Annotated in this window: 22 protein-coding genes and 3 tRNA genes; 20 read left to right on the forward strand and 5 right to left on the reverse strand. The window is 70.9% G+C overall.

The annotated features are described in order from the left end of the window. Positions 1-43: 43 nt before the first annotated feature. On the reverse strand, positions 44-595 hold the full coding sequence (locus AB0K14_RS01880) for a bacterial proteasome activator family protein (RefSeq protein ID WP_360454426.1): 552 nt from the start codon (positions 593-595) through the stop codon (positions 44-46). A 113-nt stretch (positions 596-708) separates the two neighbouring features. Here AB0K14_RS01880 and AB0K14_RS01885 point away from each other — a divergent pair, with 113 nt between their 5' ends. Next, positions 709-1,908, forward strand: coding sequence for a cysteine desulfurase-like protein (locus tag AB0K14_RS01885; protein ID WP_360454429.1), 1,200 nt, complete (start codon positions 709-711; stop codon positions 1,906-1,908). A gap of 30 nt (positions 1,909-1,938) precedes the next feature. Next, on the forward strand, positions 1,939-2,580 hold the full coding sequence (locus tag AB0K14_RS01890) for a class I SAM-dependent methyltransferase (protein WP_360454432.1): 642 nt from the start codon (positions 1,939-1,941) through the stop codon (positions 2,578-2,580). Between the two features lie 272 nt (positions 2,581-2,852). On the opposite strand, the gene AB0K14_RS01895 is transcribed toward AB0K14_RS01890, so the two are convergent. Continuing rightward, on the reverse strand, positions 2,853-3,821 hold the full coding sequence (locus tag AB0K14_RS01895) for an NAD(P)H-quinone oxidoreductase (protein ID WP_360454435.1): 969 nt from the start codon (positions 3,819-3,821) through the stop codon (positions 2,853-2,855). Positions 3,822-3,876: 55 nt separating this feature from the next. On the opposite strand from AB0K14_RS01895, the gene AB0K14_RS01900 reads away from it, so the two are divergent. The 6 genes from AB0K14_RS01900 (at position 3,877) to AB0K14_RS01925 (ending at position 10,888) form a co-directional block, all read left to right on the forward strand. Continuing rightward, positions 3,877-4,524 carry a GNAT family protein gene (locus AB0K14_RS01900; protein ID WP_360454438.1) on the forward strand — a complete coding sequence of 216 codons (648 nt, stop codon included), beginning with the start codon at positions 3,877-3,879 and terminating at the stop codon, positions 4,522-4,524. 63 nt (positions 4,525-4,587) lie between these two features. Further along, on the forward strand, positions 4,588-6,114 hold the full coding sequence (locus AB0K14_RS01905) for a M28 family metallopeptidase (protein WP_360454441.1): 1,527 nt from the start codon (positions 4,588-4,590) through the stop codon (positions 6,112-6,114). Between the two features lie 319 nt (positions 6,115-6,433). After that, entirely contained in the window at positions 6,434-7,762 is a 1,329-nt protein-coding gene (locus tag AB0K14_RS01910; protein WP_360454444.1) for a hypothetical protein, read from the forward strand. Between the two features lie 96 nt (positions 7,763-7,858). Continuing rightward, positions 7,859-9,199 (forward strand): hypothetical protein, encoded by a 1,341-nt coding sequence (locus AB0K14_RS01915; protein WP_360454447.1) that lies wholly within the window; start codon positions 7,859-7,861, stop codon positions 9,197-9,199. Positions 9,200-9,390: 191 nt separating this feature from the next. Continuing rightward, positions 9,391-10,722 carry a hypothetical protein gene (locus AB0K14_RS01920; protein WP_360454449.1) on the forward strand — a complete coding sequence of 444 codons (1,332 nt, stop codon included), beginning with the start codon at positions 9,391-9,393 and terminating at the stop codon, positions 10,720-10,722. 76 nt (positions 10,723-10,798) lie between these two features. Further along, positions 10,799-10,888, forward strand: a tRNA-Ser gene (locus tag AB0K14_RS01925). A gap of 178 nt (positions 10,889-11,066) precedes the next feature. Here AB0K14_RS01925 and AB0K14_RS01930 read toward each other — a convergent pair. Further along, positions 11,067-11,537 carry a MarR family transcriptional regulator gene (locus AB0K14_RS01930; RefSeq protein ID WP_360454452.1) on the reverse strand — a complete coding sequence of 157 codons (471 nt, stop codon included), beginning with the start codon at positions 11,535-11,537 and terminating at the stop codon, positions 11,067-11,069. A gap of 133 nt (positions 11,538-11,670) precedes the next feature. On the opposite strand from AB0K14_RS01930, the gene AB0K14_RS01935 reads away from it, so the two are divergent. The 3 genes from AB0K14_RS01935 (at position 11,671) to AB0K14_RS01945 (ending at position 15,771) form a co-directional block, all read left to right on the forward strand. Further along, positions 11,671-13,398 (forward strand): bifunctional metallophosphatase/5'-nucleotidase, encoded by a 1,728-nt coding sequence (locus AB0K14_RS01935; RefSeq protein WP_360454454.1) that lies wholly within the window; start codon positions 11,671-11,673, stop codon positions 13,396-13,398. A gap of 554 nt (positions 13,399-13,952) precedes the next feature. After that, positions 13,953-14,855, forward strand: coding sequence for a neutral zinc metallopeptidase (locus AB0K14_RS01940; protein WP_360454840.1), 903 nt, complete (start codon positions 13,953-13,955; stop codon positions 14,853-14,855). A 166-nt stretch (positions 14,856-15,021) separates the two neighbouring features. Further along, positions 15,022-15,771 (forward strand): sulfite exporter TauE/SafE family protein, encoded by a 750-nt coding sequence (locus AB0K14_RS01945; protein ID WP_360454457.1) that lies wholly within the window; start codon positions 15,022-15,024, stop codon positions 15,769-15,771. A 4-nt stretch (positions 15,772-15,775) separates the two neighbouring features. On the opposite strand, the gene hisC is transcribed toward AB0K14_RS01945, so the two are convergent. Continuing rightward, the gene (hisC, locus tag AB0K14_RS01950; protein WP_360454460.1) at positions 15,776-16,843 is read right to left on the reverse strand and encodes a histidinol-phosphate transaminase; all 1,068 of its coding nucleotides are present in this window, start codon (positions 16,841-16,843) and stop codon (positions 15,776-15,778) included. A 121-nt stretch (positions 16,844-16,964) separates the two neighbouring features. On the opposite strand from hisC, the gene AB0K14_RS01955 reads away from it, so the two are divergent. The 9 genes from AB0K14_RS01955 to AB0K14_RS01995 all read left to right on the forward strand — a co-directional run bounded on the left by AB0K14_RS01955 (position 16,965) and on the right by AB0K14_RS01995 (position 24,610). After that, entirely contained in the window at positions 16,965-17,642 is a 678-nt protein-coding gene (locus AB0K14_RS01955) for a dienelactone hydrolase family protein (RefSeq protein ID WP_360454463.1), read from the forward strand. A 133-nt stretch (positions 17,643-17,775) separates the two neighbouring features. Continuing rightward, on the forward strand, positions 17,776-18,447 hold the full coding sequence (locus AB0K14_RS01960; RefSeq protein ID WP_360454466.1) for a hypothetical protein: 672 nt from the start codon (positions 17,776-17,778) through the stop codon (positions 18,445-18,447). Continuing rightward, entirely contained in the window at positions 18,447-19,790 is a 1,344-nt protein-coding gene (locus AB0K14_RS01965; protein ID WP_360454469.1) for a PPE domain-containing protein, read from the forward strand. The genes AB0K14_RS01960 and AB0K14_RS01965 overlap by 1 nt, the downstream gene beginning before the upstream one ends. Next, positions 19,787-20,551, forward strand: a complete 765-nt coding sequence (locus tag AB0K14_RS01970; protein WP_360454472.1) for an ESX secretion-associated protein EspG — start codon at positions 19,787-19,789, stop codon at positions 20,549-20,551. Before AB0K14_RS01965 ends, AB0K14_RS01970 begins: the two co-directional genes overlap by 4 nt. A gap of 59 nt (positions 20,552-20,610) precedes the next feature. After that, positions 20,611-22,608 (forward strand): acetoacetate--CoA ligase, encoded by a 1,998-nt coding sequence (locus tag AB0K14_RS01975; RefSeq protein ID WP_360454475.1) that lies wholly within the window; start codon positions 20,611-20,613, stop codon positions 22,606-22,608. Between the two features lie 128 nt (positions 22,609-22,736). Then, positions 22,737-22,826, forward strand: a tRNA-Ser gene (locus AB0K14_RS01980). A 39-nt stretch (positions 22,827-22,865) separates the two neighbouring features. Further along, positions 22,866-22,938: transfer RNA gene (locus tag AB0K14_RS01985), tRNA-Arg, on the forward strand. Positions 22,939-23,350: 412 nt separating this feature from the next. Then, positions 23,351-24,001 (forward strand): (d)CMP kinase, encoded by a 651-nt coding sequence (gene cmk, locus AB0K14_RS01990; protein WP_360454478.1) that lies wholly within the window; start codon positions 23,351-23,353, stop codon positions 23,999-24,001. Positions 24,002-24,112: 111 nt separating this feature from the next. Continuing rightward, on the forward strand, positions 24,113-24,610 hold the full coding sequence (locus AB0K14_RS01995; protein WP_360454843.1) for an HIT family protein: 498 nt from the start codon (positions 24,113-24,115) through the stop codon (positions 24,608-24,610). Here the strand turns inward: AB0K14_RS01995 and AB0K14_RS02000 are convergent. Further along, entirely contained in the window at positions 24,595-25,155 is a 561-nt protein-coding gene (locus tag AB0K14_RS02000; protein ID WP_360454481.1) for a class I SAM-dependent methyltransferase, read from the reverse strand. The two genes, AB0K14_RS01995 and AB0K14_RS02000, sit on opposite strands and share 16 nt — an antisense overlap. Between the last annotated feature and the right edge of the window lie 16 nt (positions 25,156-25,171).

The following is a 25,171-nucleotide window of genomic DNA, read 5'->3' on the forward strand; positions in this document are numbered from 1 at the left end:
GTGCCCGTTGTCCAGTCCACGACCTCACCGCCGCACCGGAACGTTACAAGTACTGACCAGTCCCCCGGATGTGCGGACCGCTCTCCCCGTCGGCGTGACCCGTGCCGGCGGGCAGCGCGCGACCGCGCATCTGCTCCAACTGGACGCGCGCGGCCATCTGCTGGGCGAACAACGCCGTCTGGATGCCGTGGAACAAGCCCTCCAACCAGCCCACCAGCTGCGCCTGGGCGATCCGCAGCTCCGCGTCGGAGGGGGTGCCCTCCTCGGTGAACGGCAGGGAGAGCCGCTCCAGCTCGTCGCGCAGCTCCGGCGCGAGGCCGTCCTCCAGCTCGTCGATGGACCGCTTGTGGATCTCCTTGAGCCGGTTGCGGCTGGCCTCGTCCAGGGGTGCGGCGCGCACCTCCTCCAGCAACTGCTTGATCATCGTGCCGATCCGCATGACCTTCGCCGGCTGCTCGACCAGGTCGGTCACGTCCTGGCCGCCCGCGTCGTCGCCGGACGGCAGCCGTGCGGCGCCCACCGGGGCGCCGTCCGGGCCGACCACGACCACGTGCCGCTCGTTGTCCACCTGATCGTCTCGGGATGCCTCGCTCATGCCTCCCATCCTGGCCCGATCGGGTGGCGCACGCCGAACCGGGTCACAGATCGGGTGGCAAACCCGCGGCCCCTGCTGTCGCTCGGGGCGGCGTCCTCCGTACGGTGTGCGGCATGGCGTTCGACGTCGCCCGAGTCCGTGGGCTGTTCCCCGCGCTCGGCGACGGCTGGGTTCATCTGGACGCTCCTGCGGGGATGCAAGTACCCGAACAGGTGGCCACGGCCGTCTCCACCGCGCTGCGCGCACCCGTCTCCGGGCCGGGTGGCATCTTTCCCGCCTCGCAACGCGCCGAGGCCATCGTCGACGCGGCCCGGCGGGCCGTGGCCGACCTGGTCGGCGCCGACCCGGCCGGCGTGGTGCTCGGCCCGAGCTCGGCGGTGCTGCTGCAACGGCTGTCCGACGCGCTGTCCGAGGGCTGGTTCCTCGGCGACGAGGTCGTGGTGTCGCGGCTGGACCACCCGGCGAACATCGCGCCGTGGCAGCGGGCCGCGCAGCGCACCGGCAGCGTGGTCCGGTGGGCCGAGGTCGACATCGAGACCTGCGAGCTGCCCGCCTGGCAGTACGACGACCTGGTCACGCCCAAGTGCAAGCTGGTCGCGGTGACCGCCGCGTCCGGCTCCGTCGGCACCCGACCGGACCTGCGCAAGATCGCCGAGGCCGCCCGCCGCACCGACGCGCTGGTCGTGGTGGACGCCTCCTCCGCCGCGCCGTTCGTGCCGCTGGACATCACCGCGATGGACGCCGACGTGGTGGCCGTCTCGGCGAACAACTGGGGTGGGCCGCCGGTGGGCGCGCTGGTGTTCCGCGACCCTTCGATGCTCGACCTGCTGCCCTCGGTGGCCGTGGAGCCCGGCGCGCGGGGTCCCGAACGCCTGGAACTGGGCCCGCACGCCTACCCGTTGCTGGCGGGCCTGGTGGCATCGGTCGAGTACCTGGCCGGGATGGACGACGCCGCGGTGGGTCCGCGCCGGGAGCGCGTGCTCACGTCGCTGGGTTCGGTGAAGGCCTACCAGGCGGGACTTCTGGCTAACCTCATCAACGAACTGCGATCGCTCCGTCACGTCATGGTGATCGGCGACGCCATGCGGCGGGTGCCCGCGCTGGCGTTCACCGTGGCCGGCGTGAAGGCGACCGACGGCGTCGAGCACCTGTCCGAGCGGGGCGTGTGCGCGTTCGCGGACTCGGGGCAGCACGGCGTGTTCTCGGTGCTGGGCGTGGGCGAGGTCGGCGGGGCGATCCGCGTCGGCCTGGCGCACTACACGAACGCGGTGGAAGTGGACGAGCTCGTGCGGGCGGTCGCCGAGCTGGGGTGAGGTCGGGTGTGCTGAGACCGGGGGAGATGGGTGGACGACCTGCTGTCACGGGAGCTCGCCGATCTCGCCGCCCTGCACCGCCTGGCGCCCCTGATGTCGGAGTACCTGCCCAACACGGCGCACGAGCTGCGCCCCGCCGCGCTGGCGGCCGTGGTGGACGAGGTGCTGCTCGGGTCGCGGACGGTGCTGGTCGAGTGCGGGTGCGGGGCGTCGTCGGTGGTGCTGGCGCGGTTGCTGGCCCGGCGCGGGTTCGGGCACCTGCTGTCGGTCGAGCACGACGAGCGCACGGCGGCGTTCGTGGCCAGCCAGTTGCGGCGCGAGGGTCTCGGGCACGTGGCGCGGGTCGTGCACGCGCCGCTGACGCCGCACCCGGCGGCGTTGGGGAACGCGCAGTGGTACCACCCGCAGCTCGTGCACGACGAGGTGTCGGCGTACGTGGAGCGGTACGGGTTGGTGGACCTGCTGCTGGTGGACGGGCCGCTGTTGGGTGATGCGAGGTATCCGGCGTTACCGGTGTTGCGCGGGGTGCTCGCGCCGGGGGCGGCGGTGTTGGTGGACGACGCGGAGCGGCCCGGTGAGCAGACGGTGTTGTTGCGGTGGGCGGAGGAGTTCGCGTTGAGGTTCCGGACGACGCCGCGGACGTTCCTGGCTAGTGCGACGGCGTTGGAGTGAGTCGCCAAGAGGGAAGATCAAAAAACAAAGAGCGTCCTCGCCGGACGGGCAGATCAGCAGGATGACGGGGTTTGGACGGTCTGTGCGGCTGTGTTGGTGGTCGGGTTCCGTGTCATCCCGCCGACCTCCACAAGGGCAACCACACGCGTCAAGGGGGCCGCTCCAGCGCAAGGTGCGGTAGGGATGAGAGTGCCCCCTTGACACGCGCGGTTGGGCGTAGCCAGGTCGGCGGGATGACACGGAACCCTTGTTCTGGCGAGGTGGGTGAAGGGTCAGGTGGTGAGGACGAGCTTGCCGAAGACGTGGCCGGCTTCCAGGGCGCGGTGGGCGTCGGCGGCGCGGGTGATCGGCAGGTGGTCGTGGACGATGGGCTTGACCTGGCCTGATGCGATCAGTGGCCAGAGGTGCTCGCGTACTTCGGTGACGATCCGGCCCTTGCCGTTGGGGCCGTCGACCGGGCGGAAGCGCAGGCCGGTGCCGGTGACGCTGGCGCGCTTGGACAGCAGTTTGCCGATGTTCAGCTCGCCCTTGACGCCGCCCTGGAGGCCGATGATCACCAGGCGGCCGTCCGGCGCGAGGACGTCGACGTTGCGGTCCAGGTAGGCGGCGCCCATGTTGTCCAGCACGACGTCCGCGCGGCGGACCTCGGAGACGAAGTCCTGCTCGCGGTAGTTCACGAGGACGTCCGCGCCCAGTTCGGCGCACCGCCGCAACCGCTCGGCCGAGCCGGCGGTGACGGCGACGCGGGCGCCGAGCGCCTTGGCGACCTGGATGGCGTGCGTGCCGATGCCGCCCGCGCCACCGTGCACGAGGAACGTCTCGCCGGCTTCCAGGTGCGCCGCCATCACGACGTTCGACCAGACCGTGCACGCGACCTCGGGCAGTGACGCGGCGGTCACCAGGTCGACGCCCCCCGGGAGGGGCAGGAGTTGGGCGGCGGGGACGACGACCCGTTCCGCGTAGCCGCCGCCGGCCAGCAGCGCGCACACCTGGTCGCCGACCTGCCAGCCCGTGACGCCGTCGCCGAGCGCCGCGACGGTGCCCGAGCACTCCAGGCCGAGCACCTCCGACGTGCCCTTCGGCGGCGGGTAGTGGCCCTGGCGTTGCAGCAGGTCCGCCCGGTTCACCGCGGTAGCGGCCACGTCCAGCAGCACCTCGCCCGGCCCGGGTTCGGGATCCCGAACCTCCGTCCAGGTCAGCACGTCCGGTCCGCCGGGTCCACGAGTGGTGATCGCGCGCATGATCCGACGGTAATCCGGTCGCCCTCCGCACGCGCGGTCGCCACCATCGACGGGCATGAAGCACTGGCCGCTGCACGACCTCGTGCTCCGCACGCCCCGCCTGGAACTGCGCCCGGACGACGACGAGGGCCTGGCCGAGTTGGCGGACCTGGCGCTGGACGGCGTGCACGCGCCGGACTGGATGCCGTTCGGCCTGGAGTGGACCGACGCGCCGCGCGACCGGCTGGGCGTGAACACCCTCCAGCACTACTGGCGGGTCCGCTCGACGCTGTCGCCGCGGCGGTGGACGGTGAACTTCGTGGTGCGCCTCGACGGCCGGGTGGTCGGCACCCAGGGCCTGGGCGCCGAGGACTTCCCGGTGCTGCGCGAGGTCACCACGGGGTCGTGGCTCGGGCTGCGGCACCAGGGTCGTGGGATCGGCACGGAGATGCGGGCGGCGGTGCTGGTGTTCGCGTTCGACCACCTCGGCGCGGTGGCGGCGCGGTCGAGCGCGTTCGCCGACAACCTCGCGTCGCACGGCGTGAGCCGCAAGCTCGGCTACCGGCCGGACGGCACGTTCACGCAGGTCCGGCGCGGTGAGCCGGCCGAGCAGATCCGGCTGCTGGTGACACCGGCGACGCTGCGCCGACCCGACTGGGCGCTGGAGGTGACCGGTGTCACGCCGTGCTTGCCCTTGCTCACAGGGCGAGAACCCACCGAGTGACGGATTGTTTTCACCCCCGTCACTTGTGATGGTTCGGCATCCGTAGTGAAGGGGAACTCGATCATGTCAGGTAGAACAGGGATCCGACGCGCGGCGATCCTCGCAGCGTCCGCGTCCCTCGCACTGGTCGCCGTTCCGGCCGTCAACGTCGCCTCGGCATCGACGCTCGACGGGCCGAAGCTGGCCAAGAACCTCACCAAGAACGTCACGGTGGAAGGTGTCCACCGCCACCTCATCGCCTTCCAGCGCATCGCCGACCGCAACGACGGCAACCGCGCCGCGGGCACGCCGGGCTACGACGCGAGCGTCGAGTACGTCGCGGGCAAGCTGCGCGGCGCGGGCTTCGACGTGACCACGCCGGAGTTCACCTACCCGGTGCAGATCACCGACGCCGCGACCGCCAAGGTCGGCTCGACGACCTACGAGAACATCCCGCTGGAGTTCTCGCCGCAGACGCCGGTCGGCGGCATCACCGCCCCGCTGCGCGTCGTGCCCGAGGACACCACCCCGGGCTGCGAGGCGACCGACTTCGCGGGGCAGGACTTCGCCGGCGCGGTCGCCCTGATCCGCCGCGGTTCGTGCACGTTCGACGTCAAGCACCGCAACGCGGCCGCCGCGGGCGCCGTCGCGGTGATCATCTCGAACAACCGCGAGGGCACGCTGGCGGGCGTCACGCTCGGCTCGCCGGGCCTCGTGCCCACTGGCGGCGTCACCCAGGCCGACGGCAACGCGCTGGCCCAGCTCGGTGGCCAGCCGGTGACCGTCGACCTGCGCTACCACGAGGAGGACCGGGTCTCGCGCAACGTGATCGCGCAGACCAAGACCGGTCGCACGGACAACGTCGTGATGGCGGGCGCCCACCTCGACAGCGTCGAGGACGGCGCGGGCATCAACGACAACGGCACCGGCTCGGCCGGCCTGCTGGAGACCGCGCTGAAGCTCGGCGGGTCGCCGAAGGTCAACAACGCGGTGCGGTTCGGCTGGTGGGGCGCCGAGGAGCTCGGCCTGGTCGGGTCGACGAAGTACGTGCAGTCGCTGACGTTCGAGCAGCAGCTCGACATCGCGCTGTACCTGAACTTCGACATGATCGGCTCGCCCAACGCGGCGTACTTCGTCTACGACGGTGACAACTCCGACGGTGTCGGCGCGGGCGAGGGCCCGTACGGCTCGGCGCAGATCGAGCAGGCGTTCGTGCAGTACCTGACGGTCGAGAAGGGCGTGCAGACCGAGGGCACCGACTTCAGCGGCCGTTCGGACTACGGCGAGTTCATCGCGCAGGGCATCCCGGCCGGTGGTCTGTTCACCGGCGCCGAGGGCATCAAGACCGAGGCGCAGGCGGCGAAGTGGGGCGGCACGGCGGGCGTCGCCTACGACCCCAACTACCACGGTTCGGGTGACAACCTGGGCAACCTGGACCGCGTCGCCCTGGACCGCAACGCCGACGCGCTGGCGTGGGTGGCGGCGTCGTACGCGATCAGCACGGAGAGCGTGAACGGCGTGCCGGCGCGGGCGCAGCGGGCCGAGGCCCGTGCGGCGTCCCTGCGTTCGCTGCACGTGGAGGAGCACCACTCGCACGCCGATGTGGCGTGAAACACGGCTGAACGAGTAACGAAAAGGCCGGTCCCCCACGGGGCCGGCCTTTTTCGTCCGGTCCGGACAGTCCACAGAGGAATGGCCGGCCCGCCGGCGGGACAGCCATTCCGCGCACCGCACGGAAAAAGTGAAAACCGACCACATTTCGCTTTCGCGCGGTCGTGTTCCTGGGGTAGCGTCCCGGCCGTTCGGTCGAGTCGGGGGCTCGTCCCACGGGGGGGTCGCGTACCGCGCTGCCCACGTCCGCGAGTCTGCGCCGCGGACGGGTTGGTGGACCGACGTCGCCAGTTCCCCTTGCAGCCAGGAAAGAGGATCAATGCGTCGTTCCACCGCGCTGCTCGTCGCCGCGGCGGCGAGCGCGGCCGTGGTGACGGCCGCGGCTCCGGCCTCCGCCGAGCCCGCGCCCGTCGACAACGGGGACCGGGTCGCCCGCACCGAGGCGTCGTTCGACCGGGTTCCCTTCGGCACCAAGAAGACCGACGGCCAGGGGGTGGGTGCCGAGTCCTACGGCGCCGGGCGGTTCATCCCGTCGCCGGCGCCCCGTCGCGTCCTGGACACCCGCAGCGGTCTCGGCCGTGACGGTGTCACCGCGCCGGTCGGCGCCGGCGGCCGGATCGAGGTCGCCATCGCCGAGCTGCCGAAGTTCACCTTCGCGGTGGTGCTGAACGTGACCGGCACCTCGCCGAGCGCCTCCACCTACGTGACCGTGTGGGAGGGCGGCGCCGTGGACAGGCCCGGCGTGTCGGTGCTGAACCTGGTGCCCGGTGAGACCCGCGCCAACTCGGTCACCAGCTCGGTGTCGATCGACCACAAGATCAACCTCTACAACAACGCGGGCAGCACCCACCTGATCGCCGACGTGGCGGGCGTCTACGTCTACGACTACCCGAGCCCGGACTACACCACCCCCGGTCGGTACTTCGCCAACGGCCCGGCCCGCGTGTACGACTCCCGCAACAGCGGTGGCCCCTTCTGGGCCGGCCAGACGCGCACGGTCGACCTCGCCCCGGCGGGCGTGCCCTCCGGCGCGACGGCGGTGTCGCTGAACGTCACCGGTGTCGACGCGACGGAGAACACCTACGTGACCGCGTGGCCGTCCGGCTCCGACCGGCCGACCGCGTCGAGCCTCAACGTGGCGCCCGGTGCCACCACGCCCAACGGCGTGACCGTCGGGATCGGCGCCGACCGCAGGATCAACCTGTACAACAACGCGGGCTACCTGAACCTGGTCGTCGACATCACCGGGTACTACCTGCCCACCGAGAACGGCGGCGCGGACTTCTACCCGGTCACGCCCACCCGCTCGTACGACACCCGCGAGCACGGCTGGCCGATCCTGCCCGGCGACACGATCACGCTGCTGTTCATGAGCTCCGACGTGGTGACGGGCAACAGCCTGCTGATGAACCTCACCGGCACCGAGCCGACCCAGAACACCTACATCACGGCGTACCCGGCCGGCGAGGCCAAGCCCAACACCTCGGTGCTGAACCTGGCCCCCGGCCAGACCGCGCCGAACATGGCCACGGTCCGCCTCGGCAGCGCGTACGACGACCGTGACGGCACGTACCGCCCCGCGCACTCGTTCTACAACAACGCGGGCAACACGCACCTGGTCGTCGACGTGTTCGGCATCTTCGCCTAGTCGAGCCCCGGGAGAGCGACGGAGGGCCGGTCCGCCTGCGGGAGGCCGGCCCTTTCGCTCTTCCACCTACTTCGCCCTGCCCAGAAACGAGGATCGATGCGTCGTTCCACAGCGCTGCTCGTCGCCACGGCGGCGACCGCGGCCGTGGTGACCGGCGTGGCCCCGGCCACCGCCGAGCCCGCCCACAACGGGGAGAAGATCGCCCGCGCCGAGCTGGCGCCGGGCGGTGCCGGTCGTCTCGGCCGCCCCTTCGGCGCGAAGGAGGCCGGGAGCACCGGCCAGGAAGCCGAAGCCGAGCCGTTCGACGGCACGCGGTTCATCCCGACCGCTCCCCGTCGCGTCCTGGACACCCGCAGCGGCCTCGGCCGCGACGGCGTCACCGCGCCGGTCGGCGCCGGCGGCCGGATCGAGGTCCGCGTCGGCGACGTCCCGCAGTACACCGAGTCGGTCGTGCTGAACGTGACCGGCACCTCGCCCACCGCCGCCACCTACGTGACGGTGTGGGAGGGCGGCGGCATCACCAGGCCCGGCGTGTCGACCCTGAACCTGGTGCCGGGTGAGACCCGCGCCAACTCCGTCACCACCTGGGTGTCGCCCGACAGCACGGTCAACCTCTACAACAACGCGGGCAGCACCCACCTGATCGCGGACGTCGCGGGCTACTACGTCCGCGACAATCCCGGCGTCGGCTCCACCCCCGCCAAGTTCTTCGCCACCGGCCCGGCGCGCGTCTACGACTCGCGCAGCACGTCGCGTGGCGCCTTCTACGCCGGCGAGTCGCGCGGCATCGACTTCACCTCGGCGAGCGTGCCCTCGGGCGCGACCGCGGTGTCGCTGAACATCACCGGTGTCGACGCGACCGAGAGCACCTACGTGACCGCGTGGCCGTCCGGCTCGGACCGGCCGACCGCGTCGAGCCTCAACGTCGTGCCCGGTGGCGCCACGCCGAACGGTGTGACCGTCGCGCTGGGTGCCGACCGCAAGGTCAACCTGTACAACAACGCGGGCTTCCTGAACCTGGTCGTCGACATCACCGGGTACTACCTGCCGACCGAGAGCGGTGGCGCCGACTTCTACGCGGTGACACCCACCCGCTCGTTCGACACCCGCGAGTACGGCGAGTCGATCTGGCCGTCGGAGACGCTCACGCTGCTGTTCATGCACCCCGACGTGGTGCCGGGCAACAGCCTGCTGATGAACCTGACCGGCACGGAGCCGACCGCGCACACCTACATCACCGCGTACCCGGCCGGCTACAGCAGGCCCAACACGTCGGCGCTGAACCTGGTGCCCGGTCAGACCTCGCCGAACATGGCCGCCGTCCGCTTCGGCAGCGCGTACGACTACGACGCCGGCGTGTACCGCCCCGCGCACTCGTACTACAACAACGCGGGCTACACGCACCTGGTCGTCGACGTGTTCGGCATCTTCGCCTAGCACAGCGACGAAGGCCGGTCTCCCCGCGCGGGAGGCCGGCCTTTTCGTTCGCCCACGACGAAACCGGGTCGGGGATGCCCGGAATCCGCCGCCCGTGATCACCCCGCCGGGATAGCGTCGGCGTCCGTGCCGCGGACCGGTCGGTGGACCGACGTCGTCACCCACCTCGCCCCGTCCGGAAATGAGGATCGATGCGTCGTCCCGCAGCGCTGCTCGTCGCCACGGCGGCGACCGCGGCCCTGGTGACCGGCGTGGCCCCGGCCACCGCCGAGCCCGCGTCCGGCCGCGACGGCGACCGGGTCGCCCGCACCGGGGTGTCGTTGACCGGCACCAGCCGCCCGTACCGCACCGGGAGCACGGGCCGAGGGCTCGGTGCCGAGGTGTACGACGGCACGCGGTTCATCCCGTCCGCCCCGCGACGAGTCCTGGACACCCGCAGCGGCCTCGGCCGCGACGGCGTCACCGCGCCGGTCGGTGCCGGTGGCCGGATCGAGGTCGCCGTCGACGGCCTCCCCGAGCACACCCTCGCGGTCGTGCTGAACGTGACCGGCACCTCGCCGACGGCCGCCACGTACGTGACGGTGTGGGAGGGCGGCGCCGACGTGCCCCGGCCCGACGCGTCGTCGCTGAACCTGGTGCCGGGGGAGACCCGCGCCAACTCGGTCACCACGTGGGTGTCGGCGACCGGCACGGTCAACGTCTACAACAACGTGGGCAGCACCCACCTGATCGCCGACGTCGCGGGTTACTACGTCCGCGACGACCCGGGTGCCGCGCACCCCACCCCGGGCCGGTACTTCGCCACCAGCCCGACCCGCGTGTACGACTCCCGCACCACCGGTGGCGCGTTCTGGGCCGGTGAGTCGCGCGGCATCGACTTCACCTCGGCGAGCGTGCCCTCGGGCGCGACCGCGGTGTCGCTGAACATCACCGGCGTCGACGCGACCGCGACCACCTACGTGACCGCCTGGCCGGCCGGCTCGGACCGGCCGACGGCGTCCAGCCTCAACGTCTCGCCGGGTCGCACCACGCCCAACGGCGTGACCGTGGCGCTGGGCGCCGACCGCAAGGTCGACCTGTACAACAACGCGGGGTTCCTGCACCTGGTCGTGGACATCGCCGGGTACTACCTGCCCACCGAGAACGGGGGCGCGGACTTCTACCCGATCCGCCCCACCCGCGCCTACGACACCCGCGGCGACGGCGAGCCGATGTGGCCCACCGAGACGATGACGCTGCTGTACACGGACCCCGACGTCGTGCCGGGCAACACCCTGCTGATGAACCTGACCGGCACGGAACCGACCGCGCACACCTACGTCACGGCGTTCCCGACGGGCTACGACCGGGCCGGCACCTCGTCGCTGAACCTGGCGCCCGGCCAGACCGCGGCCAACACCGCGGCGGTCCGCTTCGGCAGCGCGTACGACCCGGCGGCAGGCGTCCACCGCCCGGCGCACTCGTTCTACAACAACGCCGGCTACACGCACCTGGTCATCGACGTGTTCGGCATCTTCGCCTGATCGGACACCCGCGCGGGGCGGCCCCGACCGACGGCGTGCCTCGCCGAGGACGCCCGTCGGCTAGGCTCCTGGGCGAGGTAGCGTGCCCGAGCGGCCTAAGGGACACGTCTTGAAAACGTGCGAGGGTTGATCCCCTCCGTGGGTTCAAATCCCACCGCTACCGCCACGGCAGGTGTCGGAGACAGGGGACGTCGCAAGACGTCCCCTGTCAGTCTTCACCGCGCTCGCCTGGTCGGGATTTCATGATCTTGCGTCCGGGACGAACACCGAATCGGAAATCCGCGACCGGGATGGTGGCCCCGGACGGTGTAACGCGTTCAGGCGTCCCGGCAACCTCCGAGCGGTTACCCGTTCACGTCCCGCAGGTGCGTGATGATCCGCTCGAAGACCTCGGCCACCACCCGCTGCTCCTCGCGCGACAGCAGGTCGATGATGTGCTCGCGCACGCCCTCGACGTGGGTCGGCGCGGACGCCTCCAGCAGCGCCATGCCCTCGTCGGTCAGCTCGGCCAACACCCCGCGGCCGTCGTCGCGGCACTCCCGCCTGCGCAGCAGCCCTTCCCGCTCCATCCGCGCCACCTGGTGCGACACCCGGCTCTTGGACGACGCCACCTCGTCGGCCAGCTGCGACATCCGCATCCGCCGCCCCGGCCGTTCGGACAGCCGGACGAGCACCTCGTAGTCGGCGAGCGACACCCCGTGCCCGTCCTGCAGTTCGCGGTGCAGCCGGTCGGCGAGCATCGACGCCCCGACCACGTAGTTGCGCCAGGCGCGCATCTCGCCATCGTCCAGCCACCGCGGCTCGTGCTCAGTCACCCCTCAAGGCTATGCCGCACATCTCCGTTAACGGACGATCCATGAACATGTCTGGTGCCGGACAGCTCCGGGAGGCAAACTCCTGCGCCGTACCGCGCCCTCCTACCGGGGCGCCGCAGGGAGGAACCACCCCATGACCTCGTTCAGACGCACCGCGCAGCGCTCCGCCGCGCTCGCGGTCACCGCCGCCGCGGCGCTGGCGGTCACGCTCGTGCAGAACCCCGCGCAAGCCGACAACAAGCCGGCGCGCACGGTCGACGTGCGCCTGATCGGCATCAACGACCTGCACGGCAACATCGAGCCGCCCACCGGCTCCTCGGGCCGCGTCACGCTCTCCGACGGCACGCAGGTCGAAGCGGGCGGTGCCGCCTACAACGCCACCCACATCCGCAACCTCCAGGCCGAGGTGCGCAACTCGGTGATCGTCGGTCAGGGCGACCTGATCGGCGCCTCCCCGATCGTGTCCGCGCTGTTCCACGACGAGCCGACCATCGAGGTGCTCAACAAGGTCGGCATGGACACCACGGCGGCGGGCAACCACGAGTTCGACGAGGGCTACCAGGAGCTGCTGCGCATGCAGCGCGGCGGCTGCCACCCGACCGACGGCTGCCAGTTCCGCGACACCTACGAGGGCGCGGACTTCCCGATCCTCGGCGCGAACGTGACGCTGGCGCAGAACGGCCGCCCCGCGCTGCCGCCGTTCTGGGTGGAGTTCCGCGACGGCGTCCCGATCGGCTTCATCGGCATGCCGCTGAAGGACGTGCCGATCCTGGTCGACCCGAACGGGATCAAGGAGCTGGCGTTCGGCGACGAGGTCGCCGCCGCGAACCGGTACGCCGACCTGCTGAACTGGCTCGGCGTGAAGTCGATCGTGCTGCTGATCCACCAGGGCGACAGCACCTCCGGCGGCGGCCCGAACGACTGCCGCACCGTCCCGAGCGGCCCCGGCCGGACCATCGCCGAGCGGGTCAGCCCGAAGATCGACGCGATCTTCTCCGGCCACAGCCACCAGCACTACAACTGCACGGTGAACGACCCGGCGGGCAACCCGCGCCCGTTCATCGAGGGCCTGGCGTTCGGCCGCGAGCTGTCCGTGGTCGACCTCAAGATCGACAAGCGGACCCGCGAGGTCGTCCGGTCCGCGACGGTCGCCCGCAACCACGTGGTGACCAAGGACGTGCCCGCGGACCCGGAGGTCCAGTCGATCATCGACCTGGCCAAGTCGAAGTCCGGCCCGATCGCCAACCGCCCGGTCGGCACCATCGCGCAGGACATCCTGCGCGCGCAGAACCCGGCGGGCGAGTCGGCGCTGGGCAACCTGATCGCCGACTCCCAGCTGGCCGCCACCACGGACAACGGCGCGGTCCTCGCGCTGATGAACCCGGGCGGCGTGCGCGCCGACCTCACCTACGCCTCCTCGCCCGCGGGCGAGGGCAACGGCGTGGTGACCTACGGCGAGGTGTTCACCGTGCAGCCGTTCGGCAACATCCTGCAGACGGTCACGTTGAGCGGCGCGCAGCTCAAGGCGGCGCTGGAGCAGCAGTGGCAGGTCGTCAACGGCGCGACGCGGCAGATCATCCTCCAGCCGTCCGAGGGCCTGACCTACTCGTGGTCGGCGTCGGCCCCGATCGGCTCGAAGGTGTCGGGCATCGTCCTCAACGGAACGCCGTTGGACCCGGCCGCGAACTACCGGGTCACGATCAACAGCTTCCTGCAGGGCGGCGGTGACGGCTTCAGCGCGTTCACCGGCGGCACCGCGATCACCGGTGGCGGGATCGACCTGGACGGCTTCACCGCCTACCTGACCGCCAACCCGAACACCGCCCCGCCGGCGCTCGGCCGCATCACCACCACCCCGTGAGAACACGCGCCGTGGGCGGGCGCCACGGCGTCCGCCCACGGCGCGCTCACGGTGCGCGACGGCCGGCCCACCGAGCTGGATGAATCTCATTTCACCAGTTCAGGGGCTTCTCCAGCGGTTGTGCATCGCGCCGATCAAGCGCATGCTCGATGCAGGACCTGCCACCGGCGGAACCCGAGCTGACCCGCCGATGGCACGCCCGGAAGGGGTAGGTGGTGCGGTGCAGGTAAGTCCTCGCGGTGACGAACCGCGTTCGAGCCGCGACCCCGCGGGCGGAGCGGTCCCTAGACCGGCCCGATCGCGAACGTGAGCGGTTCCGACGAGGGGTTTCGAGCGCACGGCGCCACCGGCGCCATCGCCGCGCTTGACGATGTTGACCCGGGATGTCTCAGAGTGCCGTCTCCACCGTCGGCACCGACCGGAGTCCACGCCGACCTCGTCACGCAGGTTTCGTCACTTCCACATGGGAAATCCCAGGTGCGGTGCCCCGACGTCGGGTCCCGCACCTGGGACTCGTGCTGTCCGGGTTCGGTGCGCAACTGGGAGGCCTCGCGGTGCAGTTCAACGAGAACGCCGAGCTCGACACGTCGCAGGTCACCGATCAACGCGGGGTCGGCGGCCGGGTCGCCCTCGGCGGCGGTGGGCTCGGGATCGTCGGTCTGATCATCTACTTCGTGCTGTCGCAGCTCGGCGGTGGCGTGCAGCTGCCGTCCGGCTCCGGGTTCGGCGACGTCACCGACGGCCAGCAGGTCGGGTCCGAGGCCATCAAGGAGAAGTGCCGGACCGGCGCGGACGCCAACCGCGAGTCCGACTGCCGCGCGGTGGCGTTCATCAACTCGATCCAGGCCTACTGGACCGACCAGTTCGCCCGGTCGGGCCGGACCTACCAGCCCGCGCAGACCAACTTCTTCTCCGGCGGCGTGTCCACCCGGTGCGGCAACGCGTCGTCCGCGGTGGGGCCGTTCTACTGCCCCGCGGACGGGCAGGTGTACATCGACCTGGGGTTCTTCCAGGAGATGCAGCAGAAGTTCGGCGCCACGGGCGGGCCGTTCGTCGAGGCCTACATCCTGGCCCACGAGTACGGCCACCACGTCCAGAACCAGCTCGGCACGTCCGACCGGGTGGACCGGGAGTCCGGGCCGACGTCAGGCTCGGTGCGGCTGGAGCTGCAGGCCGACTGCTACGCGGGCGCCTGGGCCAACCACGCGCAGAACGTGCCCACGGCGTCCGGCCAACCGCTGATCACCGGCGTGACGCAGGACGACGTGAACGCCGCGCTGGACGCCGCGGCCCGCATCGGCGACGACTTCATCCAGGGCGAACTGGGCGGCGGCCACGTCGACACGACCAAGTTCACCCACGGCTCGTCCGCGCAGCGCCAGAAGTGGTACACGACCGGCTTCGACACCGGCGACCCCACCCGCTGCAACACCTTCGACACCGACAACCTGGGCTGACCCGCCGCGCTCGAACCGCGATGATCCTCACTTCCGAGGGCCACGTTCCCCCGTTCGCCCTAAACTGCCCACCAATGTCTCTGGACCTGACCACCACTACCGCGAGGTCGCGACTTCCAGGCGACCTCGCCGCCGTCTGCGGAGCAACGGCCGTTAGACACCTCTCATGACGACGCTGGAAGCGGTCATCGTCGTCCTGGCCGGTGTGTTCGCCGGTGGGATCAACACGGTGGTGGGTTCGGGCACCCTGGTGACGTTCCCGGTGCTGCTGGCCGTCGGCTACCCGCCGGTGGTGGCCAACGTGTCCAACAGCCTCGGTCTGGTGCCCGGCTCGCTCAGCGGCGCGTGGGGCTACCGCCGGGAGCTGAGCGGCCAGGCGGGCCGGGTGAAGCGGCTGCTGCCCGCCTCGGTGCTGGGCGCGGTGGTCGGCGCGATCCTGCTCGTGGTGCTGCCGGAGGACGCGTTCTCCAGGATCGTGCCGGTGCTGATCGCCATCGCGCTGGTGCTGGTGGTCGCCCAGCCGTGGCTCAACCGCAAGCTCGCCGAACGGGAGCGGCACGAGCACGGCGGCCTCGCGCTGTGGATCGGCGTGTTCCTCGCGGGCGTCTACGGCGGCTACTTCGGCGCGGCCCAGGGCGTGCTGGTGATGGGCCTGATGGGTGTGCTGATGAGCGAGCACATCCAGCGGATGAACGCCCTGAAGAACGTGCTGACCGCGTTCGTGAACCTGGTCGCGGGCGTGCTGTTCATCTTCATCGCCGACGTGGCGTGGCTCGCGGTGCTGCTGCTGGCGGTCGGCTCGGTGGTCGGCGGCCAGCTCGGCGCGAAGGTCGGCCGGCGACTCCCACCCGCCGCGTTGCGCGCGGTGATCGTGGTGGTGGGAGTCGTGGCCATCACTCAGTTGCTGACCCGCTGAACGCTCAGCCGGTGAAGGACCGGGCCGCCGCCAGGAACGCGTCGTTCTCGTCGGGCTCGCCGATCGTGACGCGCGCGCCGTCGCCGACGAACGCCCGCACGACCACCTTGTGCGCCAGGCAGTGCTCGTTGAACGCCGCGGTCCGCTCGCCCAGCGGCAGCCACACGAAGTTCGCCTGCGACTCGGGCACCTCGAACCCGGCGGTCAGCAGCTCGCCGCGCACCCGTGCCCGCTCGGCCACGATCGCGCGGCACCGCGCCATCAGCTCGGCCTCGGCGTCCAACGACGCCAGCGCCGCGACCTGGGCCAGCGCGTTCACGCTGAACGGCACGTAGACCTTGCGCAGCGTCTCGGCCACCGCGGGCGAGGCCACCGCGTACCCGACCCGCAGCCCGGCCAGCCCGTAGGCCTTGGAGAACGTGCGCAGCACGGCCACGTTGTCCCGGCCCGCCGCCCACTGCGCCTTCGCCAGCTCGACGCCGTCGGGCACGTCGGGGTCGTCCACGAACTCCTTGTACGCCTCGTCGATCACCACGAGCACGTCCGACGGCACCCGCTCGATGAACCGCTCGACCTCCGCCCTGCGCAGCGCCGTCCCGGTCGGGTTGTTCGGGTTGCACACGAACACCAGGCGGGTCTTCGGCGTGATCGCGTCGGCCATCGCGTCGAGGTCGAGCCCGTGGCCCGGCGTCAGCGGCACCTTGGCCTGCCGCGCGCCGACGACCGCGGTGATGATCGGGTAGGCCTCGAACGAGCGCCAGGCGAACACCACCTCGTCCGCGTCGGCGCAGGTGGCCTGCACCAGCTGCTGGCACAACGTCACCGAGCCGCAGCCGACGGCCAGCTGCTCCACGGGCACGCCGAGCTTGTCGCCCAACCGGGCCACGAGGTCGGTGGCGGCGGTGTCGGGGTAGCGGTTCACGGCGGTGGCCGCGTCCGCGATGGCCCGCACCACGCTGGGCAGCGGTCCGGCCGACACCTCGTTGCTGGCCAGCTTGATCGCGCCGGGGATGGTCTTGCCGGGCACGTATCCGGGCAGGGCAACGAGGTCGGCGCGGGTTCGCACGGTCATCCAAGGACTCCCTTCGGGGTTCTGAGCTGGACGTTATCCGGTGAAAGAGCCGTATGGGTCATACCTGCCGTACCGATGCTCACGTTGACTGGCGTTCACCCCCACGTGGAAGGGTTGGCCCATGATTCCTACCCGCACCGAGACGCTCTCCCTCACCGACGGCCGTGAGCTGCGGCTGACCGTCGCCGAGCCGGAGAACGCCGTCCGCGGCGGCCTGGTCGTCCTCCACGAGGCGCGTGGCGTCACCGACACGGTCCGCGTCCTGGTGAGCTCACTGGCGGCCGAGGGGTGGTTGGCGGTCGCGCCGCACCTCTACGACGAGGTGTCCGGCGACGAGGCGCCCGCGATGGTGAGCACGCTGTCCGGTGACGCCGTGCTGGCCGACACCGACGTCGCGTTCGTCTGGTTGGGACAGCAGGGCGTGAGCCAGGACCGGATGGGTGTCATGGGTTTCGACCTGGGCGGATCGGTCGCGATGGTGGTTGCGGGAAGCCGAACCATCGGTGCCGCGGTGACCGTCGGAGGTGGTGGGATCCTGGATCCGCTGGCCGAGGGGCTCCCGTCGCTGGTGGAGGTCGCGGAAGAGCTGACGTGCCCGTGGCTCGGCCTGTACGGTGACGACGACGCCGAGATCCCGTTCAGCGACGTGGAGAAGTTGCGCGACGCCGCGGCGGCGGCACCCGTCGCGACCGACGTGGTCCGGTTCTCGCACACCAGCCACCGGTTCGACACCACGCCGGAGGTCAGCGCGGAGGCCTGGCAGCGGGCGTTGAACTGGTTCGACTCGCACCTGCGTTAAGCCTCTGGTCGGCGGCTTGGAACCGAACGTGCTTCCCGGTACATCTAAGGGAGGCGTCCGGAACGCCTGGTTCCTCCTCGTCGTCGGCTAACGCGCGGTGGGCCCGCGGCGAATCGCAGTGCAGGGGGTAGTGATGAGCGACGGGAACACGGTTCCACTCGCGGGAGCACCCACGGTGCAGATCCCGCCTGGTTTCACGCCGTCCGCGGCTCCGCCACCGGCGGTCGCGACGCCGGCGCCTGCCGACGTGCCCGCGGCCCCGGCGGCCCCGGTCGCCGCCGCGCCGCCGGAGCCTGCCGCGCCGCCGGAGCCTGCCGCGCCGCCGGAGCCTGCCGCCGACACGGGTGCCACGGTCACCGTGCCGGCCGCGGCCGAGCCCGTCGCGGTGAAGCCGGTGACGGAGAGCTTCGCGACGGCGGCGCAGGCCGACCTCGACAAGGCCACCACCGCGTTGGGCGCGGTGGACAAGGGCTCGGTCCAGCTCGACCTGGACAAGCAGGGCGTCGACGACCTGCTCAAGCTGGTCTCGAAGGCCCGCAACCTGGTCGACACGGTGCACAGCCGCGCGGTGAACAACCTCGACGTCGAGCTCAAGTTCGGCAACAACTGGGTGAGCGACGCGATCAGCCGACGGCTGCGCGAGGTGGCGGTGGGCAACGAGGAGTCGGCGGTCAACGTGATCGGTGACTTCATGCAGGTGCTCTTCGAGGTCGAGGAGACCATCCGCGAAGCGGCGCGGAACCTGGAACGGGCCGATGACGAAGCGGCGGACGCCTTCGGTTCCGCCGGGGAGGCCAAGGGCTGATGGGCGACAACAAGCACGGCGGCAACCACGGTGGCCACGGCCAGGGTCACGGTGGCCAGGGCCACGGCGGTCACGGCGGCGGTAACCACGGTGGCCACGGCAACGGTCATGGCCACGACAAGCCCTCCGACCTCGGCCAGAAGGTCGACTGGATGACTTACAGCCACCAGCAGCTGTGGGACATGATCAACACCGGTGTCGACCTCAAGGCCGCGGGCAGCGCCCAGGCCGACTGGGCGGCCGTGGGCAACGCGCTCGGCGAGGTGCAGTCACTGCTCGCCAAGGCGATCGGCCAGTCCAGCCAGGCGTGGACGGGCGAGTCCGCCGAACGCGCCCGCGAGGCGCTGGAGTCGGTGGAGAAGTGGGCGCTCAACACCAGCGACCACGCCGACAACGTGGCCAAGTGCATCGCCACCGAGATCGACCACGTGCAGACGGCGCGCGAGATGATGCCGCCGCCCGCCCCGGCGCCCCCGGTCGTCACGCCGGTCGCCGGCACCGCGGTGACCCCGGTCGCCACGCCCACCCCGGTCGCCTCGCCGCGCTCGCCGCTGGTCGGGCACCGGACGGTGGACGACGTCGGCGGCTTCCGCACCCCGGTCCCGGTGTCCGACGAAGGTCTGGTCGCGAGCCCGAACCTGCCCAGGTCGGTCGGCGCGTTCACCGGCATCGACAGCATCGCCGCGCCCGCGGTCGACTCGGTCCTCACCGCCGACGCGACGCACCGCCAGGCCGCCGAGGTCATGGCGATGTTCCAGCTGAACTCCTACGAGGTCGACCGCACCGTGCCGTCCTTCGCCCCGCCGACCAACCCGGTCGCGCCGCCCCCTCCGCCGCCCGTGGTGATCACGCCCAACCCGCCTGTCGGCGACGGCGGTGGTGGCAGCGGTGGCGCCGGCCACCCGGTCGCGGCACCCACTACCAACCCCGGTGGTGCCGCCAACCAGCGGCCCGGCGGCACGTCCGCTCAGTTCGGTCGCGGTGGCGCCGGCGGTGGTCGTGGTGGCTTCCGCGGTCGCGGCGCCATGCCGACGCCCGTCGGCGCGAGCGGTGGCGGTGGTGGCGGCGGCCCGATGGCCGGTCCCGGTGGCGTGACGGGTGCGCTCGGCGGCGGCGACCGCGGCGGCTCCGGTGCCAACCCGGGCAGCGTGACCAGCCAGTTCCAGGCGCCCAAGTCGGTGACGCCGCAGTCCGGCATGATCGGCGCCGCGCCGATGGCCGCGCCGCCGCCCGTCGCCGGCGCCGGTGGTGAGAAGGACCGCAACCGCCCCGGGTACCTGGAGGACGACGACAACGTCTTCGGCGTCGACCGCAAGGCCGCACCACCGGTGATCGGCCTGTGACCGAGCGCATCTTCCGGCTCAGTGAAGTGGAGTTCTTCCTGCTCTGGCAGGCGGTCCACCGCGACGCCCACCCGGTCCCGCTCGGCACCAGGCACTTCGGGCACACCCAGCGGGAACGCTCCGCGCTGATCGAGACCGCGTCCCGCGACCTCGCGGGACGCGGTCTGGGCACCGTGCAGCGGCCCGACGAGGAGTTGTACGGGTTGCTGCGCGGCCTGGCCGAGTTCGAGATCGGCCTGGAGGTGTTCTTCACCGTGCGCGGCGCCCCGGCACGCGGGCTGGCCACCGCCGCGTGGCACGGCGCGTTCGCGGGCAGGCTCGGCAACCAGGTGCAGGTCGCCGGGTTCCGGCCGACCGCGCTGGCCGCCACCACGGTCAACACCCTGCCGCCTGCGCCGCCCGGCACCGGCCGGTCGGTGAACGTGCGCTGGGACGACTACCTGGCCGCCGGCAAGGCGGGGGAGGACGACGGCAGCGAGGGGTTCCTCGACTCGCTGCGCGCCGTCGGCCTGCGCGAGCCCGAGGCCAACACGCTGATGCGCGCCGTGACCACGCGCAGCGGCGGCGGCCAGGTCGGCGTGATCGCCCGCAACCGGGCCGGCTACCTGCACCCGACCGGCGCGGTCGTGTCCTGGCTGGACACCGCCGACGGCCGCTACCTCGTGCGGCGGGACGACGGGTGGCTCGTCGTCGCGCCCACGGACGCCCAGCGGCTGATCTCCGCGGTCGAGGGACTGGTGGCGAGCGCCGGCCGGAACTGACCCGGTGTGTGGGTGGTGACTGTGGTTCCGGGCCGTCGGATCGGCTAGGAACTTCAGGTATGACCGAGATGCGTGCCGGCACCGCCGCCGGCGAGGTGGAAGTCCTGTGGCGCCCGGACCCCGACCGGGTCCAGGACACCAGGATGACCGCGTTCCGCTCCTGGCTCGCCTCGTCGAAGGGCCTGGATTTCCCCGACTACCCGTCGCTGTGGGAGTGGTCCACCTCCGACCTGGAGGGGTTCTGGGGCGCGATCGCGGAGTTCTTCCAGGTGGTGTTCCACAGCGCGCCCACGGGCGTGCTGGAGGCCCCGGTGATGCCCGGCGCGGTCTGGTTCCCCGGTGCCACGCTGAACTACGCCGAGCACGCGTTGAGGGGCCCGGACGGCGACCTGGCCGTCGTGTTCCACCGGGAGGACGGGCTGTCGTCCCAGCTCACGTACGGGGAGCTGCGCCGTCGGGTGGCCGCCGTGCGCGCCGGGTTCGCGGAGCTCGGCGTGCGGCGCGGTGACCGGGTGGTCGCGCTGGTGCCGAACTCGCCGGAGGCGCTGATCGCGTTCCTGGCGGCGGCGTCGCTCGGCGCGACCTGGTCGTCGTGCTCGCCGGACTTCGGGGCGCGGGCGATCGCCGACCGGTTCACCCAGATCTCGCCGACCGTGCTGGTGACCGTCGACGGGTACCGGTACAACGGGCGGGCGTTCGACGTGCGGGCGACGGTGGAGGCTCTGCGGTCGGAGATCCCGTCCCTGCGCGCCACCGTGATGATCGACTACGTCGGCGGCACCCCGCTGCCCGGCGCCGTGACGTGGGACTCACTGCTGGCCTCGCACGCCGACGCCCCGCTGGCCTTCGAGCCGGTGCCGTTCGACCACCCGCTGTGGGTGCTCTACTCGTCCGGCACCACGGGCCTGCCGAAGGGCATCGTCCAGGGGCACGGCGGGATCGTGCTCGAACACCTGAAGATGCTGGCGCTGCACAGCGACCTCGGGCCGGGCGACCGGTTCTTCTGGTTCACCACCACCGGCTGGATGATGTGGAACTTCCTCGTCTCCGGCCTGCTGGTCGGGTCCACGGTCGTGCTGTTCGACGGCAGTCCCGCGCACCCCGACCTCGACGTGCTGTGGCACCTGGCCGAGCAGCACCGCGTGACGTACTTCGGCACGTCGGCGCCGTACATCCAGTCGTGCCTGAAGGAGGGCGTCCACCCGGCCGACCGCTACGACCTGACGGGGCTGCGCGTCGTCGGCTCCACCGGCGCGCCCCTGACCCCCGAGGGTTTCCGCTGGATCGCGTCGGCCGTCGGTCCGGACATCCAGATCGCGTCGGTCTCCGGCGGGACCGACCTGTGCACCGCGTTCGTCGCCGCGGCCCCCGACCTGCCGGTCTGGCTGGGAGAGCTGTCGTGCCGGGCCCTGGGAGCCGCCGTGGAGTCGTTCTCGGAGGCAGGCGTCCCCGTGGTCGAGGAGGTCGGCGAGCTGGTCATCACCAAGCCGATGCCCTCGATGCCGGTGTTCTTCTGGGGCGACGAGGACGGCTCGAAGCTGCGCGAGGCCTACTTCTCCACCCTCGAGGGCGTCTGGCGGCACGGCGACTGGATCAAGATCACCGGACGCGGCTCGGCGGTCATCTACGGCCGCAGCGACTCCACCCTGAACCGCGGTGGCGTGCGCATGGGCACCAGCGAGTTCTACCGCGTGGTCGAAGGTCTGCCCGGCGTGGCGGACTCGCTGGTCATCGACACGTCCGGCGCGGGCCGGACCGACGGCGAACTGCTGTGCTTCCTGGTCCTGGAGCCGGAGGTCGCCCTGGCCGACCTGGAGCCCCGCCTGAAGGCGGAACTGCGCACCAACCTGTCACCGCGCCACGTGCCGAACCGGTTCGTGGCCGTGGAGGAGATCCCGAGGACCCTCAACGGCAAGAAGTGCGAGGTCCCGGTGAAGAAGATCCTGGCCGGCACCCCGCCCGAGCGGGCGGTCAGCCTCGACGCCCTGCGCAACCCGGCGTCACTGACGCCATTCCTCGACCTGGCACGAGACCTACCTCACGCCACCACCCCCTGAACGCCCGGTGAACGCCCCCCTCCACCCACCTGTACCGGCTCTGACCAGCGAGGATGCCGTAAGGAGGGGGGCGTTTTGCCTGAGCACCGGGGGCATGTGTAATCTATGCGTCGTAGCCGAGGGCTCCGGGAGGCTTCGCCTAGTCTGGTCTATGGCGCCGCACTGCTAATGCGGTTTGGGTTTATCGCCCATCCCGGGTTCAAATCCCGGAGCCTCCGCAACACCCGGCTTCGGCCGGGTGACAACTGAAGAACGATGCGCTCGTAGCTCAACGGATAGAGCATCTGACTACGGATCAGAAGGTTGCAGGTTCGAATCCTGCCGAGCGCGCACTGGTCAGAGCCCCTGTGGAGAACTTTCCACAGGGGCTCTGACCGCATTGTGACCGCAGTTCACTTCTCGGCCGCCTCATCGAGGGCGCCTCGCCGGTCCAGTGGGCACGACGCCCACGCTGGAACGCCATCGCATCGCTGGACCGTCGTTGTGGGCGATCACTACAGAGGGTCACCTGGTGACCACGCATGCCCGTGACAGGCTGTCACCGTGTCTCGTTTGGCTTGCTTCTGAATGACCCTAATGGGCGAGGCATGCTTGTTGTGCAGCGGAAACGTAGAAACCGCTCGTCGTCTCCGCATATTTGCGGAACTTATGCGTGGTAATGTTCGCGCCCTGGTGATGCGCAGGCTTCGGCCGCCATACGATTCTTGCAGGGGAAACCATGGCTAATGTTGCCCTGAGTCATGTGGTCGTAGCGGTCGACGGGCCTGCGGCCGCTGGTAAAACCACGACTTGTCTCGCGCTCGCGGACACCTTCGGGCTGAAATATCTTGAGAGCGGTAGGACCTATCGCCTCCTTGCTTTTGAGGCGTTGCGGCGGAGTATTTCCGTCGACGACGAGTCGGCTGTGGTCTCTCTGTGCGAAGAGCTCATCAAGTCGAACCGGACCACGGGCCTGCTCGAGGTCGACCGGCACGACGTCGGCGACCTCCGCTCGGGAGCCGTCAACATCGCGGTCTCCGCCGTGGCCAAGTTCCCCGAGCTGCGCAGGCGGGTGACCGAACTGGTCCGCGTCTGGGCTGGCGCCCAGGGCGGGTGCGTCGTCGAGGGGCGCGACATCGGCACGGTGGTCTTCCCCGCGGCGCCCATCAAGTTCTACTTGACGGCCACACCTGAGGCCAGAGCGGCTCGCCGCGTCGTCCAAGAGCGTGCGGGGTCGTACGAGGACGTCCTGAGGGACGTGGTGCGTCGCGACGAGGCCGATATGTCCAGGGCTGCATCCCCGCTGGTACCAGCTGACGACGCCGTCGTGATTGACACCACCGACCTCGCGGTGCACCAAGTGGTCGACCTCATGACCTCGCTGTGTCGACGCTGCGGAGTGGCGATTCCATGATCGTCAGGCTTGGAAACGTGTGACCAGGAGAGTCACGTGACATTCACCCGGTGAGTTGGTCGAAGTGTGCCGAAAGGGTTCAGTCTGGCTCTGAAGCACGCTAGGTTGACCATGCTGGCAGAACGGCAAGTGTTCGAATCGGTGGTGACGTGTGAGGCGAGAGGTCTGATGGGGCATTCAGCAGTAATGAAAAACGCCGAGGTCGCAACGGCCGCGCAGGGCGGTTGCCTGTTCTGTCAGATCTATGACGAATCAATTAACCACCTGCTGGCGGAAAGTGACCTGTTCTACGTCAGGTGGGACAACTACCCGGCGGCGGAGGGGCACGTGGAGGTGGTGCCCAAGCGGCACGTGGAGTCCTACTTCGACCTCACGGACGAGGAAGCCGCCGAGGCTTACCGCATGGTGAAGCTGGCGCAGCGGATGCTCGACTCCAAGTACCACCCCGCCGGTTACACCATCGGGGTCAACGAGGGGCGTGCGGCCGGCCGTACGGTGGACCACCTGCACATCCACCTCATCCCCAGGTACACGGGTGACGTGACCGACCCCCGGGGCGGTGTCCGCCATGTGCTCCCCGGCACCGACCCGGATCAGTGGGGGTCCTGACCCTTCGTCGCCTCCGCGATGAACCAGGTACCGCGACCGCTCGGGTGGACCTCCGCCCTGATGAACCCCGCTTCGTGCAGTTCACGCACCACCGAGTCCGGCTTCCTGAGCGAGAACCACCGCGGGAACGAGAGTCGCCCTCCGGTCATCCAGGCTTCCTCGTCGCCATCCTTGAGGCTGATGGCCGCCAGTCCATCCGGGAGCAACACCCGGTGCACCTCGCGGAACGCCTCGATGTGGTGGCGGCGGGGGATGTGCAAGACACTCGCGCACGCCCAGACCCCCGCGAACACGTCGTCGCGGAACGGCAAGGACGTCAAGTCGAACTGCACCACGCCCGCCGGTGCGCACCGCAGGCGCGTCATCGTCAACAGCCGCTCGCTCAAGTCCCCCGAGATCACCATCGCGCCGCGGTGGACGAGGTACTCGGTGTCACGGCCGGCACCGCACCCCAAGTCCAGCACGGGGCCCGCCGGCAGTGCGTCGAGGAAGCGGTCCAGTTCCTGGTCGAGTCCCGGGAACTGTGCCAACCGACCAGTGGTCATCGCGTACTCGTCAGCG

Source organism: Actinosynnema sp. NPDC050801 (assembly GCF_040673975.1).
GTDB lineage: Bacteria > Actinomycetota > Actinomycetes > Mycobacteriales > Pseudonocardiaceae > Actinosynnema.

Coding starts and splice junctions, on each gene's coding strand:
- AB0K14_RS01880 (WP_360454426.1), bottom strand. CDS start 595: ATGAGCGAGGCATCCCGAGACGATCAGGTGGACAACGAGCGGCACGTG.
- AB0K14_RS01885 (WP_360454429.1), top strand. CDS start 709: ATGGCGTTCGACGTCGCCCGAGTCCGTGGGCTGTTCCCCGCGCTCGGC.
- AB0K14_RS01895 (WP_360454435.1), bottom strand. CDS start 3,821: ATGCGCGCGATCACCACTCGTGGACCCGGCGGACCGGACGTGCTGACC.
- AB0K14_RS01900 (WP_360454438.1), top strand. CDS start 3,877: ATGAAGCACTGGCCGCTGCACGACCTCGTGCTCCGCACGCCCCGCCTG.
- AB0K14_RS01905 (WP_360454441.1), top strand. CDS start 4,588: ATGTCAGGTAGAACAGGGATCCGACGCGCGGCGATCCTCGCAGCGTCC.
- AB0K14_RS01910 (WP_360454444.1), top strand. CDS start 6,434: ATGCGTCGTTCCACCGCGCTGCTCGTCGCCGCGGCGGCGAGCGCGGCC.
- AB0K14_RS01915 (WP_360454447.1), top strand. CDS start 7,859: ATGCGTCGTTCCACAGCGCTGCTCGTCGCCACGGCGGCGACCGCGGCC.
- AB0K14_RS01920 (WP_360454449.1), top strand. CDS start 9,391: ATGCGTCGTCCCGCAGCGCTGCTCGTCGCCACGGCGGCGACCGCGGCC.
- AB0K14_RS01935 (WP_360454454.1), top strand. CDS start 11,671: ATGACCTCGTTCAGACGCACCGCGCAGCGCTCCGCCGCGCTCGCGGTC.
- AB0K14_RS01945 (WP_360454457.1), top strand. CDS start 15,022: ATGACGACGCTGGAAGCGGTCATCGTCGTCCTGGCCGGTGTGTTCGCC.
- hisC (WP_360454460.1), bottom strand. CDS start 16,843: ATGACCGTGCGAACCCGCGCCGACCTCGTTGCCCTGCCCGGATACGTG.
- AB0K14_RS01955 (WP_360454463.1), top strand. CDS start 16,965: ATGATTCCTACCCGCACCGAGACGCTCTCCCTCACCGACGGCCGTGAG.
- AB0K14_RS01960 (WP_360454466.1), top strand. CDS start 17,776: ATGAGCGACGGGAACACGGTTCCACTCGCGGGAGCACCCACGGTGCAG.
- AB0K14_RS01965 (WP_360454469.1), top strand. CDS start 18,447: ATGGGCGACAACAAGCACGGCGGCAACCACGGTGGCCACGGCCAGGGT.
- AB0K14_RS01975 (WP_360454475.1), top strand. CDS start 20,611: ATGACCGAGATGCGTGCCGGCACCGCCGCCGGCGAGGTGGAAGTCCTG.
- AB0K14_RS01995 (WP_360454843.1), top strand. CDS start 24,113: ATGCTGGCAGAACGGCAAGTGTTCGAATCGGTGGTGACGTGTGAGGCG.
- AB0K14_RS02000 (WP_360454481.1), bottom strand. CDS start 25,155: ATGACCACTGGTCGGTTGGCACAGTTCCCGGGACTCGACCAGGAACTG.